The organism is Cytobacillus oceanisediminis 2691 (assembly GCF_000294775.2).
Classification (GTDB): domain Bacteria; phylum Bacillota; class Bacilli; order Bacillales; family Cytobacillaceae; genus Cytobacillus; species Cytobacillus pseudoceanisediminis.
Genome location: NZ_CP015506.1, coordinates 2,476,679 through 2,491,787 on the forward strand (window position 1 = coordinate 2,476,679; position 15,109 = coordinate 2,491,787).

General features: G+C 40.5%; 17 protein-coding genes. 4 read left to right on the forward strand and 13 right to left on the reverse strand.

Annotated features, from left to right (window positions below):
• Positions 1-15: 15 nt before the first annotated feature.
• Positions 16-1,047, reverse strand: a complete 1,032-nt coding sequence (locus A361_RS12605; protein ID WP_019379951.1) for a DUF438 domain-containing protein — start codon at positions 1,045-1,047, stop codon at positions 16-18.
• 209 nt (positions 1,048-1,256) lie between these two features.
• Between A361_RS12605 and A361_RS12610 the strand changes: the two genes are divergently transcribed.
• A complete protein-coding gene (locus tag A361_RS12610) occupies positions 1,257-2,420 on the forward strand; it encodes a glycosyl hydrolase family 18 protein (protein ID WP_026041566.1) in 1,164 nt (387 codons plus the stop codon).
• 47 nt (positions 2,421-2,467) lie between these two features.
• On the opposite strand, the gene A361_RS12615 is transcribed toward A361_RS12610, so the two are convergent.
• The 3 genes from A361_RS12615 to A361_RS12625 all read right to left on the reverse strand — a co-directional run bounded on the left by A361_RS12615 (position 2,468) and on the right by A361_RS12625 (position 4,987).
• A complete protein-coding gene (locus tag A361_RS12615; RefSeq protein ID WP_019379949.1) occupies positions 2,468-3,379 on the reverse strand; it encodes a CBASS cGAMP-activated phospholipase in 912 nt (303 codons plus the stop codon).
• 128 nt (positions 3,380-3,507) lie between these two features.
• A complete protein-coding gene (locus tag A361_RS12620) occupies positions 3,508-3,774 on the reverse strand; it encodes a DUF1292 domain-containing protein (RefSeq protein WP_019379948.1) in 267 nt (88 codons plus the stop codon).
• A gap of 115 nt (positions 3,775-3,889) precedes the next feature.
• Complete coding sequence (locus A361_RS12625; RefSeq protein WP_019379947.1) at positions 3,890-4,987, reverse strand: branched-chain amino acid aminotransferase; 1,098 nt, start codon at positions 4,985-4,987, stop codon at positions 3,890-3,892.
• Positions 4,988-5,421: 434 nt separating this feature from the next.
• Between A361_RS12625 and A361_RS12630 the strand changes: the two genes are divergently transcribed.
• Positions 5,422-5,727, forward strand: coding sequence for a hypothetical protein (locus tag A361_RS12630; protein WP_019379946.1), 306 nt, complete (start codon positions 5,422-5,424; stop codon positions 5,725-5,727).
• A 37-nt stretch (positions 5,728-5,764) separates the two neighbouring features.
• Here the strand turns inward: A361_RS12630 and A361_RS12635 are convergent, their stop codons facing one another.
• From A361_RS12635 to A361_RS12645, 3 genes are all read right to left on the reverse strand, one after another.
• A complete protein-coding gene (locus A361_RS12635) occupies positions 5,765-6,364 on the reverse strand; it encodes a response regulator transcription factor (RefSeq protein WP_009334629.1) in 600 nt (199 codons plus the stop codon).
• Positions 6,361-7,497, reverse strand: a complete 1,137-nt coding sequence (locus A361_RS12640; protein WP_019379945.1) for a sensor histidine kinase — start codon at positions 7,495-7,497, stop codon at positions 6,361-6,363. The genes A361_RS12635 and A361_RS12640 overlap by 4 nt, the downstream gene beginning before the upstream one ends.
• 95 nt (positions 7,498-7,592) lie before the next feature.
• Positions 7,593-8,636: a fatty acid desaturase gene (locus A361_RS12645; RefSeq protein WP_019379944.1), complete on the reverse strand. Its 1,044-nt coding sequence runs from the start codon at positions 8,634-8,636 to the stop codon at positions 7,593-7,595.
• A gap of 259 nt (positions 8,637-8,895) precedes the next feature.
• Here A361_RS12645 and A361_RS12650 point away from each other — a divergent pair, with 259 nt between their 5' ends.
• Complete coding sequence (locus tag A361_RS12650; RefSeq protein ID WP_009334626.1) at positions 8,896-9,180, forward strand: hypothetical protein; 285 nt, start codon at positions 8,896-8,898, stop codon at positions 9,178-9,180.
• Positions 9,181-9,235: 55 nt separating this feature from the next.
• On the opposite strand, the gene A361_RS12655 is transcribed toward A361_RS12650, so the two are convergent.
• From A361_RS12655 to A361_RS12670, 4 genes are all read right to left on the reverse strand, one after another.
• On the reverse strand, positions 9,236-9,892 hold the full coding sequence (locus tag A361_RS12655) for a spore coat protein (protein ID WP_019379943.1): 657 nt from the start codon (positions 9,890-9,892) through the stop codon (positions 9,236-9,238).
• 113 nt (positions 9,893-10,005) lie between these two features.
• Entirely contained in the window at positions 10,006-10,587 is a 582-nt protein-coding gene (locus tag A361_RS12660; RefSeq protein ID WP_009334624.1) for a hypothetical protein, read from the reverse strand.
• Positions 10,588-10,609: 22 nt separating this feature from the next.
• Complete coding sequence (locus A361_RS12665; RefSeq protein WP_009334623.1) at positions 10,610-12,001, reverse strand: DEAD/DEAH box helicase; 1,392 nt, start codon at positions 11,999-12,001, stop codon at positions 10,610-10,612.
• Positions 12,002-12,177: 176 nt separating this feature from the next.
• Positions 12,178-12,621: a YndM family protein gene (locus A361_RS12670; protein WP_009334622.1), complete on the reverse strand. Its 444-nt coding sequence runs from the start codon at positions 12,619-12,621 to the stop codon at positions 12,178-12,180.
• Positions 12,622-12,827: 206 nt separating this feature from the next.
• Between A361_RS12670 and A361_RS12675 the strand changes: the two genes are divergently transcribed.
• A complete protein-coding gene (locus A361_RS12675) occupies positions 12,828-13,352 on the forward strand; it encodes a ribonuclease H-like YkuK family protein (protein WP_009334621.1) in 525 nt (174 codons plus the stop codon).
• 46 nt (positions 13,353-13,398) lie between these two features.
• On the opposite strand, the gene A361_RS12680 is transcribed toward A361_RS12675, so the two are convergent.
• Both A361_RS12680 and A361_RS12685 read right to left on the reverse strand, forming a co-directional pair.
• Positions 13,399-13,860 carry a CoxG family protein gene (locus A361_RS12680; RefSeq protein WP_009334620.1) on the reverse strand — a complete coding sequence of 154 codons (462 nt, stop codon included), beginning with the start codon at positions 13,858-13,860 and terminating at the stop codon, positions 13,399-13,401.
• Between the two features lie 86 nt (positions 13,861-13,946).
• A complete protein-coding gene (locus tag A361_RS12685) occupies positions 13,947-14,939 on the reverse strand; it encodes an LLM class flavin-dependent oxidoreductase (protein ID WP_019379942.1) in 993 nt (330 codons plus the stop codon).
• Positions 14,940-15,109: the final 170 nt, after the last annotated feature.

Genomic DNA, 15,109 nt, shown 5'->3' on the forward strand with positions numbered 1-15,109 from the left:
TTAGCTTTTTTATGATTATAAAAGAATTCTTTTTTCTCCCTCGATTTCCTGGATTGGATTGATATTCTGTGTGAATTCCAGGGTTCCTGCATAGCTTCCGTTTTCATCCCTTACAGCAAAATAACGGATATAAACATATTTATCTTTAAATTTTATCCAGAAATCTTCAGAGTCCTTTCGGCCTGCCTTAAAATCCTTCAGCAATTCTTCCACAGCATGGACACTGCGGGGAGGATGGCAATTCTGCACGGTTCGCCCTATCACGGCTTTGGTTCTGGCAAAGATTCTTTCCTTTCCGTGAGAGAAATAGCGGACTACGTCTTCATGATCAATAAATGTGATATCAACAGGCAAATGATTGAATAATAGCTCCAGCTGTTTCAATGATAAAATGCCAGTTTCCATTTTGATATAGCCTTCTGATATTGCATTCCCATCAATCCCTTTGCGTTCGGGCTTCCATTCTCCTTGCGGGCCGGTCAGGCAGAAGCCAATCTCGTCGCTCTCATGGGCAATCTTAACCCATTCATCTTCTGTAAGATTCTTTAAGGCCATAGGGAAAAGGATATTTTCCTCCCTGTAAATCATAGCGCTTATTTCATTGAAAATGAAACGCACGGCATTGGTGACCTTTTGCTTGTCCCCATCGTAATCCTCGAGCAGGTTTTTGGCATCCTTGATTCCATCCCTGATATAGTCATCGATGCTCCACATATTATTTGTTGGTCCATAGATTCCGTACTTCTCCAAGTATGGGAAAAGCAGATTTTCCTTCCGGCTGTAATGCTTATCAAGATCAAGCAGCAGGATGCAGTCTTCCAATAGTTTATATGCATTTTCCCCGTTATCCTCCTGGATGAACGCTTCGAGATGGACTTTTACCTTTTCCCTCAGATGCTTATCAATTGCCTTATTCTCCCGGATAAATGTATGTATGGGGTGTCCGGGCTGTTCTTCCGGCTTGGGAAGAGCAGTTTCGCCATTATTGTTCTGAGCAGGACTGCTGTGATGGTCCTGATGTTCACGGTTATTAATCAATTCGCTCACTGTACATTTCCTCCTCTTTTTCCAGGCTATATAAATTGCTTATAAGGAATGTACCATGGGGGAAAAGTTTGGGATGTGATGAGAATCATATTCTATTGAAAGTTTATTGGTTTATTTAAGAATGGAATGCAAGCAATAAATTACCACCCCCTCCTTGTTCTCTTTTTTGATACACTTTTAAAGGATTGAATGATGGAGGTTTACTATTTGTGAAAAGAATACACCGAATGCTGATATTGATTGTTTTTATATTTTCCAGCGGTTTTGCTGCAGGCATTTACTATACAAACATCACCGATCAAAGCCAGCCTTTAAAACAGCCTGTGCCGGTTTCACAATCCAGCAAACTTCTGGTCAAAAAAGGAATCCCGGAGCTTTCGGAGATTCCCGAAAAAGTGCTGATGGGTTATATCCAGGATTACCGTGATCCAAAATCGATCGATTATTCAAATCTGACACATATCCTATTTTCTTTCGCTCATCCTGAGAAGGACGGCAGCATTTCTTTAAATGGTGATTCAGCCCTGAATAATCTGAGAAGAGTGGTAAGAAATGCACACCGGCAAGATGTAAAGGCCATACTTGCTGTAGGGGGATGGTTTCATATCAATGGCGGGGAATCTTATGATTATTTTAAACAAGCCATAGCTGATGAATCCTCGAGAGATAGGCTGGTAAAAGAACTGGCGGGACTGGCTCAAAACGAAAACCTTGATGGCATTGACATTGATTTTGAGCATCCGCGTTCTAAAGAGGATGCAAAATACCTGGCAGTCTTTATCCATAAGCTTAGCGAAATGCTTCATGCAAACGGCAAAGTGCTGTCTGTTGCGGTCCATGCCAAAATTCATAGTGTAACCGGGACAGAGACGGGCTATGTCGTATATGAGCCTTCTATGTTCATGAAGGTTGATTATGTAAATATTATGGCTTATGACGGCCAGTGGGATGGCGGTTACAATGCTCGCAATCTTTCTCCGTACTCCTTTACAGAGAATATAGCAAACTATTGGGGACAATTATTTGATTCACAGGGTATTCCAAAAGATAAGCTGGTTCTGGGGGTTCCGCTTTATGCTCAGCCAGCAGATCCTGCTATTAAGCCGGTATCATATAATGCAATCATAAACGATAACCCTGAAAACGCAGAAAAGGATAAGATCAGCCTAAATGGCACCGACTACTACTATAATGGTGCCAAAACGATGAAAAAGAAAACAGCCCTGGCTCTCAATCACGGATTCGGCGGAATGATGATCTGGGAAGTGGGCCATGACGCCAAAGGACCATACAGCCTTTTGGGAACGATTGCTGAAGCTCTCCAAAATACAGAAGAACCCGTGAAGTATTATTCCTTGAAAAATACCAAATAAGAAAAAAGAGCATGGGCAGCACCCTTGCTCTTTTTTCTTATTTCAAATCACGATAGTATAAACTTTTTTATTTCCTTCCGCCGGTCCTGATAGACCTTCTCTCCAAGCATAACCAATTCCTCCACAAACTTTATTTCATCAAATGGCATTTCTTCCCCCAGTTCTTCATTTATGCGCAAGTAATTTTCTCCGAGCAGATGCTTGCAATGGTAGGTAACAGATTCGGAGGATAAATGAAGGGCCAGGTCCAAAAGCTTCGGCGTCACTTTCATGGACGGGAGCTGGAAAGGCAGCCAATGTTTTACACCCCAGTATTTATTATTGTCAATCGTAAAGTCAATTTTTTGAAGACCGGTTCCAAGGGAAAGGATTTTTATTTTTTGCAGCTCCTCCTTGAAGTGATGCATAGCCTCCGTAATGCAGACGAGTGATGGATTATTCGCCCAAAGCCCTCCGTCTATCGATAAATAACTGTTGCTGATGTTATTAGGAGGGAAATATACAGGTGCTGAACAGGAGGATAGTACTGCGTCCCAAAGCTTCATTGATAAACTTTCATTTCCAGTACTGCCGTAATTGGAACGGTGGATAAATGGCTTGCCATGGGTCACATCGACAGCAGGAATTAAAAGCGGCTTTTTAATATCGGAAAGCTCTGTTTCACCAAAAGCTTTGCGGATAAAACGCCGCAGGTACTTATCACTGTATACACTTTTAAAGAGGCCAACCTTTGCCTGTTTTACAAATATTTTTTTCCCGAATGACTCGTATCCTTTCAAGACCTCGCTCATATCTTTCTTCAGGATCAGTGAAGCGGCAATTATCGATCCGGTGCTTGTGCCAGCAATCATATCAAAATAGTCGCCGGCTTGCAGATTCAGTTCCTCTTCGAGAGCTTTTAAAATGCTGACAGCAAAGACACCGCGTATTCCACCGCCATCGATGCATAATATTTTCATTGGATCACCTGCTGTTTCATTCCTTTTGTGATATTTGCCCATTACTATTGGGGAAATTACGTTATCTGAAGATTAGGAGCTAATGCCTTTTCCTATGTAAAAAAAGAGAAGGAATGATTCCTTCTCTTCTATTCCTCGTTTATCATTTCCTCGAATACAGCAGAGACCTTGTTAAATTCTTCGTCGCTTTCAATGGGGGTAAAGTCGCCGTCTTCATCCAGTTTTAAGAAGAACACGTCGATATCTTCTTCTGTGTCTTCTTCAAGATCTTCTACGAAGCTGACAGCAGCATATTGATGGCCATCCACCTCTGCAGAAGCGAGGACCTCCACTTCCATTTCCTGATCATTTTCATCACTGATTGTAAATACTTCTCCAACTTCTATCTTGTCCATTTTTTATCTCCTCTCTATAGTAGGTTCTTTCTATATTTTCCCGTTTTAGCAGATTTTCATGCCTAAAATAAAAATAGGATCGGCTTTATGTGCCGATCCTTGCCTGCATTGAGGATTACTTAATGCCTGCTGCCTCTTTTTTTTCCACTTTTACACTCCATCCAAACGGGTCTGGCGCGGTTCCTTTTTGGATGCCTGTCAAAGTATCATAGATTTTCTTAGATAATTCGCCGGTGATCCCGCCGCTGATTTCAATTTTCTTATTGTCCCAGAAAAATTCGCCAATTGGAGAGATAACAGCAGCAGTGCCAGTTCCAAATGCTTCTTCAAGCTGTCCATCCGCATGTGCCTGGTAGATTTCTTCAATGGAGATTCTGCGCTCTGCCACTGGGATATTCCAGTATTTCAGCAACTCGAGTACAGAGTTTCTGGTAATTCCTTCTAGGATGCTTCCATTAAGCTCAGGTGTTACAACTTCACCGTTAATTTTGAAGAAAATGTTCATGCTTCCCACTTCTTCAATATATTTATTTTCTTTTCCGTCCAGCCATAGAACCTGTGAATATCCAGTTAAGCTGGCAAGCTCCTGTGCTTTCAGACTCGCTGCATAGTTTCCTCCGGTTTTAGCGGTGCCTGTTCCCCCTTTAACGGCACGGACATATTCGTTTTGAACAGCAATTTTAACAGGGTTGATGCCTTCCTTATAGTAGGCGCCTACTGGAGAAAGAATAATGATGAATTTGTATTTCTTTGATGGTGCCACTCCAAGGTATGGCTCAGTTGAAATGACAAATGGACGGATGTACAGTGAAGTTCCTTCAACATTGGGAATCCAGTCACGATCGAGTGATATTAATTCTTTTAAGGCATAAAGAGCAAGCTCTTCATCAATTTCAGGAATGCATAATCTGGAGTTGGATTTATTCAATCTCTCCATATTCTTTTCTGGCCTGAACAGCAATACCTCATTATCGATTGTAAGATATGCTTTTAACCCTTCGAAGACACTTTGCCCATAATGGAAAATCATTGCAGCGGGATCAAGTGAAAGCGGCTGGTAAGGTACAATTCTTGGATCATGCCATCCCCGGCCGGCAGTATAATCCATTTCAAACATATGATCGGTAAAATTTTTGCCAAACTCCAGGTTATCAAATGCAGGTTTTTGTTTTTTCTCAGGTGTGCGATTGATTTCAATTTTAAATTCAGTCATTGTCAAAACTCCCTATCTGTAGATGATTTAAAAACCTCATGCCTGCTTTTCCTGCTGCTCTTAATAGAGGATAAATAAAAACGCCCAGTCATCCTCCGAGCGTGGACGAAAGGGCTTGCTTCCCGGCAACAACCAATATGGATGTTCAACAGCTGCTTATAGTCATTATATTAAGACTCATATGCTGTTTTTGAAAAGGTTGCCTTTCGCTCTTTTCTACTTCAAGGCAGTAGTGCAGTTATCTGTTAAAGTTTTTATAAGTTTTTCTAATATTATGATATTCTCCTATTTAATTGTCAATATGAATTAACAATAAATTTAGAATTAATTCGAATTACTGAAAATTCTATTTGCAAAAGAAATGGCAATTAAGATGAAAAATCATGGATTTAAATCTATAATCAATATATAAATACATAAGGAGATTTATGAAGATGAACAGCAAAGAGCTTGAAGAAAGAATTATTCAAAACTATCAGGGCGAAGAAAAAATGATGATTCTCGTTTTTGCCCAGTGGTGTATTAATCACAATTTAGATCCCGAGGAAATCTATTTAAAGGCATATCCTGATCAAAGCAAAAATATTTCACTGCAGGAAGCGCTGGAGCTGACAGTTCCAAAAGAAGAAGCGGGCGATGTGCCTGATGAGACATTGCTTGGTGTTCTCTCAATGTTCGGAAATGATGATTTGGCCTTCGTCGTTATGGAAGAATTAAAGAAAATGAAAAAGGACAGCTAAGCCAATTGGCTGCTGCCCATTTATGCAAGAAACACTTTTATTTAAACCAGCCCTTCTCTTTGGACTGGGTAATGGCTTCAATCCTATTCGTAACTTCGAGCTTGTCTAGAATAGCAGAGATATAGTTACGGACGGTTCCTGTTTTAATGCTGAGCTGGTCGGCAATTTCCCTGGTGTTTTTGCCGTCTGCAATCAGCTCAAGCACCTCTTTTTCACGGTCGGTCAGCGGGTTTTCTTCTCCATATACATCATCCATTAATTCAGGTGCATAGATGCGCTTTCCTTCTACGACGTTTCTGATTGAGCTGGCGAGCTCTTCACTTGGGCTGTCTTTTAATAAGTACCCCCTTACACCGGCCTTAAGGGCACGCTGAAAATACCCTGACCTTGCAAAGGTTGTCAGAATAATAACCTTGCAGCCTATGCCTTTCAATTCTTCCGCCGCCTCCAAGCCGCTCTTTTCCGGCATTTCAATATCCATGATGCATACATCCGGTTTGAGCGTTTGGACAAGAGATATGGCTTCCTTGCCATTCGATGCTTTGCCAATGACTTCCATATCGTCTTCGAGATTTAACAGGGATCCTAAAGCACCAAGCACCATCCGCTGGTCTTCAGCTATGACGATTTTAATCATGCCTTTTCCTCCTTATTTGTTTCCTTTACGACTGTTGGCACCTTCATTGTAATCGTTGTTCCATTTTCAGATACGATATCAAGACTTCCATTGACAAAGTCGAGCCGCTCTCCTAATCCAAGCAGTCCTGACCCCTTGCCGACATCTGTTGCGGGATTCATGCCGACCCCGTTATCCTGGACAGTAATGCTAACTTCATTCCAGGTTTGTTCAATGCTGATGCGGCATTCTGTAGCATTACTGTGTTTTACTACATTTGTCACAGCTTCTTTCATGCACATGCTTAGAATATTCTCAAGGAATAGCGACACGTTCTTTAATTTGATATCTTCTTCCCCGATGAATTCGATTGAGGCTGCCTTTAAGATTTGCTTAACAAGTATAATTTCTTCCTTCAGCCTGATTCCTCTCATCTGGGAAACCATTTTTCTTACTTCGTTTAATGCTGTTCTGGCCGTTTGCTGAACGTCTATAAGTTCTTCCTTTGCCTGGTCAGGATCCTTGCTGATAAGCTTACGGGCCAGATCGCTTTTTAACCCGATCAGAGACAATTTTTGTCCGAGTGTATCATGAAGATCTCGGGCAATCCGCTGCCTTTCTTCCTGTTTGACAAGCTCCGCAATCCTTTTGTTGGCATCTTCGAGCTGTTCTTCAAGCATTTCCTGCTTTTTCTTATTGTGAATGTTAAAAGGAAGCAAAATCACACTGATCCAGATGATAATGATAAAAGGTATCTGCTCGAGAAATAATGGCTTCTGTGTGACAAAATTAATGTTTATTGAGATGGTGGTTGCAACAAGATGGATGACATATAACGTTAAAAATGCAATCCTGTTTTTGATATGGCCATTGTAATAAGCAATATAAAAAGCAAAATAAATAAACGAAAACAGAATGGTCATCGTAATCGATATGCTGATTAAGATGCCAGTCCATAGATAGACAGGCCACTTCCGCGATATAAAGGCAAAACGCAATGATATAAAAAATAAAATGGTCAGGATAATGCCTACGGCTATGGCGATTTTAGAGGTGGACCTGAAGATGAAATAAAACGGCAAAATGCTGAATACACTCCATATATAAGGAGAAATGCCTGAACTTTTCAATGTGGTGAAATACTTTTTAAACATGTGAGGTACCCTCTTTTTTATTCGTAAAATAATGAAACAGCTCCTTTGTTATCATATCACAAAGGAGCTGTTCTTCAGTAGATTATAGACTTAGTTTATGGCTTCACAGATGCCGTTTTCGCTCTGCTCTGTTTTTTGCTGAGGGCAGACTGCCTGGCTGCTCCATATCCAGTGAAGTCCTGGGCATCTTCATCCCATAAGCGGAATCGAAGTGACTTTAGACTGGTCGAAAAAGTAATCGTCGGTACATTCTGAAGCTCAGCTGTATTATAATGTGCGCTTTCGAGATTATAGTTAGGCACGCGCGGGCTTAAGTGATGAATATGATGGAACCCGATGTTCCCGGTTAGCCACTGAAGTACTTTTGGAAGCTTGTAAAAGGAGCTTCCTTCTACTGCCGCTTTTACATACTCCCACTTATCATCTTCTTCAAAATAGGAGTCTTCAAATGTATGCTGTACATAGAAAAGCCAAATCCCCGCTGCTCCGGAAATTAAAAAGATAGGTCCCTGCACCATCAGGAATGCTTCCCATCCGATGGCCCAGCACATGAACGCATACAAACCAGCGATGGCTGCGTTTGTAAGATAAGTATTGATGCGTTCATTCTTTCTTGCCCCTTTTCTGTTAAATCGATTTTTTAACAAAAATACATAAATCGGGCCTAAACCTAACATGACGAACGGATTGCGGTAGATGCGATAGGCTGCGCGTGTCGACCAAGCCGCATCCTGGTATTCTTTCACTGTCAGTGTCCAGATATCTCCTGTACCACGCTTGTCCAGATTACCGCTTGTTGCATGGTGAACATTGTGGTCATGCTGCCATTGGTGATAAGGGAAAATGGTAAGTATCCCTGTGAATGTGCCAACAATTTTGTTTGCTTTGCGATTTTTGAAAAAGGAATGGTGGCAGCAATCATGGAAAATGATGAAGATCCTGACCAGGAAGCCAGCTGCAATGACAGATATGCCAAGCGTCAGCAGGTAAGAAAAGCTCAGGCTCTTATAAGCAAGGAACCATAGCAGGAAAAAAGGTCCCAGAGTATTGACCAGCTGCATGATGCTGCGTGTTAAATCGGATTTTTCATAGGGTGCCATTTGTTTTTTTAAGTTGAGTTGTTTTTGTTTAGAAGTCATTTTTTAATTCCCTTCTTCATGACGTTAACTTTATGATAAAGGGTTTTCAGAAGGTTTTGTAGACATGAGTGTCATGTCCAAACCATGATAAATGTCATGGTTTGCAGAAAAAATTAAGATGAGATCCTATAAACAGGCTATAATTTTTATGTTTCCCTAAAAATTTTTTTATTTTATAGGATTATTTTGCCTTACACATGACTTCTAATTCCTTAGGACATAATGAAATTGATATTAAATTAAAAGGAGAGTTTTTTGTATGAATCAACACGGCAAAACAGATATCGATTCACCCATCCAAGCTTCAATTGAGCAGATTTGGCAGAATATATGCAGAGGCTGGGATCAATTCAATCAATCAGCCGTACTGGATTTCTTAAGTCAATGTGAGGAAAAAGGCATTGATTCCCAATTCGCAATGAGCTGGGTTGAGAAATATAAAGATAAGATTCCGGATTGGCAGGCGGTTTCCAGAGTGTCTCTTGATTGGATGAATCAGCATACAGCTGCTGGCTCTCCATTATCGAATGAGACCTTTAAATAACCACATATGCAAAAGAATGCAAGAGCCCCTTGGCATATTACCAAGGGGCTCTCTTTTAATGAGGAATATTAGAATTTGGCATTTGCCCTTGAGCAGCATTTGGCATTTGCCCCTGTGCAGGAGCATATGCATTTAACATTTGCTGCATATCCTGCTGTGTAAACTGAGGTACCTGGTAATAATGATGTTTGTTTTGATAAATCGAAAGTTCATAAGCCATCTCAATGCAATTTGGGACAGAATCAGCCAGTACTCTCCGGACAACTGGATTTGTTGTTTCGAGTGCAGCCATTGTTTTCATGGAAGCGGTCGATTTTAATGCTCCCAGAAGGCAGCCGGAAACTGTTTCTTCATTCATTTCGGAGACAGATTGGATTGGCTTTTTTGGCTGAGAAGGCTTTAAGCCATAAATAAAATCATTATCCTGGTTCATTTTATAGCTCTGTGTTGGTTTAGAAGGATCTTTACCTGTCTGGAAGCATTCCAGTGTAGTATTGTATTCCTCTTGCACAAATTGATATTGGCGGTCCATTATACCTGCCAGTTCCTGATCTTGTACGTGCTGCCGCAATAATGAGTATGTGTTTAAGGTGCCGACTGTACCTGATAAAACCTCTTGAACATCAAGAACTTCATGTGCTCCATGGTTGAGCTGCTGGGGTATATTTCCTGTATGCATATTTTGATGCATCTGGTTAGGCTGATTTTCCATTTCGATTCCTCCTTTTTTAATAACAATCTTTATCATGCAGATTTTTAAATAGAAATATCCATGGGATGGTAAAAAAAATAAATAAAAAAAAGCAGTTCGATTGAACTGCTTTTTTAGTTGACTTCCTCAATCGTTTCTGCCAGTAAGAATAGATATCTGTAAATTAGAATGTAAGCATCGTTTATGGTCATGTCTTCTTTAAAGCCCTCCAAGTCATCCAAAGCAAAATTGAGTTCCCATAACCCATCTTGCTGGTTAAACATTAGGTCAAATGTTGCTGAATCACCTTGTAATGTTCTTTTTAAATATGACCTTATTGTTTCTGCTTTCTTTTTAGGCAATTTAAGTCCAAGCATGACATCATAGGTTCGGAACAGATCATCGAATTCAAAAGAGATGGCGTCTGCACCAATAATCCCAAACCATTCAGACTCAAGGTACATAAACTCTTTAATATTTTTCACAAAATAATCAATAGGCTGGTTTAGAAATTCGGGTGTCTCCTGTGAGAGGACTTCTTCTGTTTCCTTGTTTCCTCTCTCTATATAAGCATTTGCAAAGCGGGTTTCAGGATTTTTGACTATTAAAGATTCAGCATTTGATAATAGCTGATGCTTTTCAGCAAATTCTTTTTCTTCTTTGTATATTTCGTTTCCTGGTTCCTTGAGATGGTTTTCAATCCGTTCTTTTAACATTTCGCTACTCCTTTAATTATGGTTACCTTCCGCGTCTTTTTGACCTATTACTCACAGATTTAGGCGCTGAAGTCTTCTTTTTTGATGGTGATTTACTGCGGTTTACATGACCAGCTGAATTCAATGGTTTTGAGTTTTTCCTTTGCCCTTTTCTGCCCTTTGCTGGGGAGGTTTTGCCTTCAGTCTTTTTTCTGTCTGCATCTTCCCGATTATCATTTTTCTTTCTTCCGGATGAAGCTGGGATTTTTTGCACTTGAGAGTTTTTTTCTGATGACCTGGAAGGCTTTTGCCTTTCCTGGCTATTGCCAAGGTTCTGCTTGGAGATCGTAATGTTCAGTCCTTTTTCAATTGCTTCAAGAAGCGGTTTGTCTGCGGATGAATAAAAAGTGATTGCCATCCCCTTCATGCCAGCCCTTCCCGTTCTTCCGATTCGGTGAACATAGCTTTCCGGATCCAGTGGAATATCATAATTAAATACATGTGTGACACCTTCCACATCAAGTCCCCTTGCTGCTACATCAGTTGCTACTAATAGCTGTAATTCGGCATCCCTGAATCGTTTCATCACTTGTTCCCGTTTGGACTGAGACAAATCTCCGTGAAGCTCATCACATTGGAAGCCATTTGATTTTAGTACGTCATTAAGCTTGCTGACCCTGCGTTTGGTCCGGCAAAAGATGACGGCTAAATAAGGTCTATGAGTTTGAATTAATTGCATGAGTGTGGCCTGCTTGGCACGGTCGATCGTATGTATGGCGATTTGCTTGACTGATTGTGCTGGCCCTTGTGTTTTTTCGATTTGCATATACTCTGGTTCTTTCATATGTTTCCTTGCCAGATTCCTGATCTCTGCTGGAATCGTTGCAGAAAATAACATGGTCTGCCTTTTGCCTGGTGTTTCTTTAATAATATCTTCCACTTCATCCAAAAAGCCAATATGGAGCATTTGATCGGCTTCATCCAATACTAAAAAATCTGCTTGTGATAAATCAATTGTTTTCCTCTTAATATGATCGAGAAGCCGGCCAGGCGTACCAACGACAATTTGAACCTTTTTCTTAAGCTTATTAAGCTGCTTGTCCACATCTTGGCCCCCATAAACGGCTAATACCTCTAAATCATCATCGCCTGCAGTCAGTTTTTGAACTTCATCTGTAATCTGCAGAGCTAATTCTCTTGTCGGTGTCACAATGAGAGCTTGAATATGGACAGCATCCGGGTCAAGCTTCTCAAGAATCGGCAGAATAAAGGCAAATGTTTTGCCAGTTCCAGTCTGTGCCTGTGCAATAATATCCCTGCCCTCCATCACGGCGGGTATTGCCTGCTCCTGAATAGGAGTTGGTTTTCCAATGCCATGGCTCAGCAATATATTTGTTAGTTTTTTTGAAATACCCAGTGTTAAAAAATCCTGCAAATAATTCCCTGCTTTCTTCACTTTCTTTATTAGAGGCTCAGGTGAAGTTTTAAAGAAATTTCACCCTTATTAATATTGGATGTTTGATGGCAAAATAGCAAGGTATTCTTATTCTGTTTTAAAAAACCCAATACCGACGGATAAGTCTGCATTGGGTTTAGTTGCTTATTATTCAGTCAATCCCAGTCCCTTGTTGGCTCTTTTTCTTCGGCCATTTCCATTCCATACGCCAGACGCGGATTCAAGGCCGCTTCTTTGCGATTTTCCTCCTGGCTGACATCGGCCCCTTTCTGCAGATAGCGGTGCACAAAGACTTCGGAAAGAGTGATAATTCCTGCTGCAATGACACTTCCCCACGCTATTTGCAAGTAACTGTTAAGCAATACACTCCCAAAAACCCATACAGATGCATAAACCAGGAAAAAGTCAGCAATGAGGGCATTCCGGTTTCCCAGGCGGGGGAGAATAATCCGATCACCAAGCATATATGACATAACCGTTACCAGCAGGCTGAAAGAAACAATATCGGCAAATGCTGCATCGAAAAATAAATCAAGTGCTATGGCAAAAGCAATCATGCTTGATACAAATTTAAGTACAAAAATTAATGTTTTATTCATATGTGATCCTCCTTTGCCCATAGTTTTTATCAATCTGCGCATTCCCATTCATCCAGCCTTTAAACAATGCTAAGTATAATTTTTTCAAAAAATAAACAACTTGTTCGGAGCCTCTCAATATAATGGTAGTAAAAGTCTAACATCTTAAGTTAAAGGTTGTGGAAGAGTGTTACTCCCAGACAAATTACTTAATGTGGTGATAATAAGTGAGTGCTGAATATAAATTTCAAAATCTCCAGGAGCGCAATTTGACGTTTGAGCAGGTATTCGATCGTATTTTACTTTTTATGAGGCGAAATCCTGATGGGAACTTCCGTTTAATGATTGGGACTGATTCACAGGTTCATTGCAATCGAACAGTGTTCATAACCGGAATAGTTATTCAAAATGAACGGAAGGGCGCCTGGGCATGTATTAGGAAAACCATCATTCCAAGGAAAATGGTGCATCTGCATGAGAGAATCTCATTTGAAACCTCGCTGACGGAAGAAGTCGTCTCTTTATTTACTGAGGAATGCAAAGATAAAATGTTTGATATCGTACTTCCATTTCTTTATAAAGGCGGTTCCTTCTCCATGGAAGGACATATGGATATCGGTTCTGGGAAAAGGAATAAGACCAGGGAATTTGTAAGTGAAATGGTATCGAGAATAGAATCGATCGGTCTCGAGCCAAAAATTAAGCCGGAAGCATTCGTTGCATCCAGCTATGCCAATCGATATACGAAATAAGGAAAAAAGAACTCAAGTTAATGAGTTCTTTGCATTGCACTTAAAACTATACGCCTGCATGCTCTTTATAATTCTGTTCCAGCTTCAAAGCAACAGCTTCTGTAAGCTCAGCAGTAATTTCCGGAAGAGATGTATTAAGCAATGAATTGGCCACTTTAGCCATCATACCCTCAGCGGTAATTTGAAGAGCGCCTGTCATCAAGTTAGTATTATTCCTTCCTTTGGAAGCAAGAAAATACCCATCGCCGGTAAATTTCTCATTAAGCCCTGTTAATTGAAAGGTTACCTTGGTTGGTTCCTGCCAGCTTGTTATATCCACCTTCAATTCGATTTTTTTCTTAATGATCCCCATATCGCTTTTAAAGCTCCAGGTAGACTCTTTTTCACTTAGTACCTCATGTGTAATATAACCGGGTACTAAGGGAGCCCAGTTTCCAATATTACTGACAAAATTCCATATTGCCGTTATTGGAACGTTCACTTCTGCCTGATGTGTGCAGCTTGCCATTTTTACCGCCCCTTTTGAAAAATTTCATAGTTGGTTTCCATGAATATGTATTCAAATTTATAGGGCAAGATTCATTAATTTTATATTTATTTGATCAATTCTTTGGCGATCAATTCATATGAACGCAAACGGTCCTCATAACGGTGAACAATGGTAACAATCATAATCTCATCTGCTTGGTACCGCTGCTTCATATCTTTCAGCTGCTCGGAGACTTCTTTCGGATTTCCAATAATAACGCGGTTTCTATTGTTAAATGGCTCCACATCCAGGCTGCGGAAATAGTGTTTTGCTTCTTCAATCGAAGGAATCCCCTCATTGCGTACCCTGCTTTCTGCTCTTATCTTCCAAAGCATACTGCTGAGTGCCAGCTCCTTAGCTTCCTGTGTTGAGTCAGCGCATATAGCAGAGACTGTTAAAATGACTTTTGGTTTCTGTATAATTCCCCTTTCAATGAAGTTTTCCCTATATTGTTTTATGATGTCGTCCCCATCTTTTTCACTCATGAATTGGCCAAATGCATAAGCAGTTCCAGACTCAGCAGCCATTAAAGCACTTTTCCTGCTTGTTCCCAATAACCATGGTTCCGGGCTAATTGCAGGTAGAGGTGAAGCGGATATTTTAGCAAACATGTGATCCTCAGGAAAATGATTATATAAAAATTGAAGAAGTTCCATCACCTTATCCGGCATTTTGCGGACACCTTCCAAGAAATTATCGGAAAGTGCCATAGACGCTTCTGCTGATCCTCCTGGTGCCCTTCCGATTCCCAGATCCACTCTGTTAGGAAATAATGTAGCAAGCATATTGAACGACTCCGCAATTTTGTATGGTTTATAATGCGGCAGCAATATGGCACCTGCACCAATCCGTATATTTTTTGTTTTAGCACCGATATAGCTCAACATGATTTCAGGAGCTGAACAGGCAAAGCCTGATAAATCATGATGTTCTGCAATCCAATATCTTGTGTAGCCCAGCCTCTCTGCTGACTGTGCCAGCTGTACAGAGGCTTCCAATGCTTCTTTGGGTGAATATCCCGATGAAATGGGAGCCTGATCCAAAATGCTTATTTTCAAGGTTTATCCCCTCTTTCAAATGTGCTTGTTTCCTAAGACTGCGGCCATTTTAAAATGTAAAACGAATAATAAAATGCTGATGAGTGAAACTTATATTATGGCCTCTTTGTATAAGATGAATCTTTAAAAAGTATAACAAACCAAATTTTCTTTATCGTTTTATTGATATT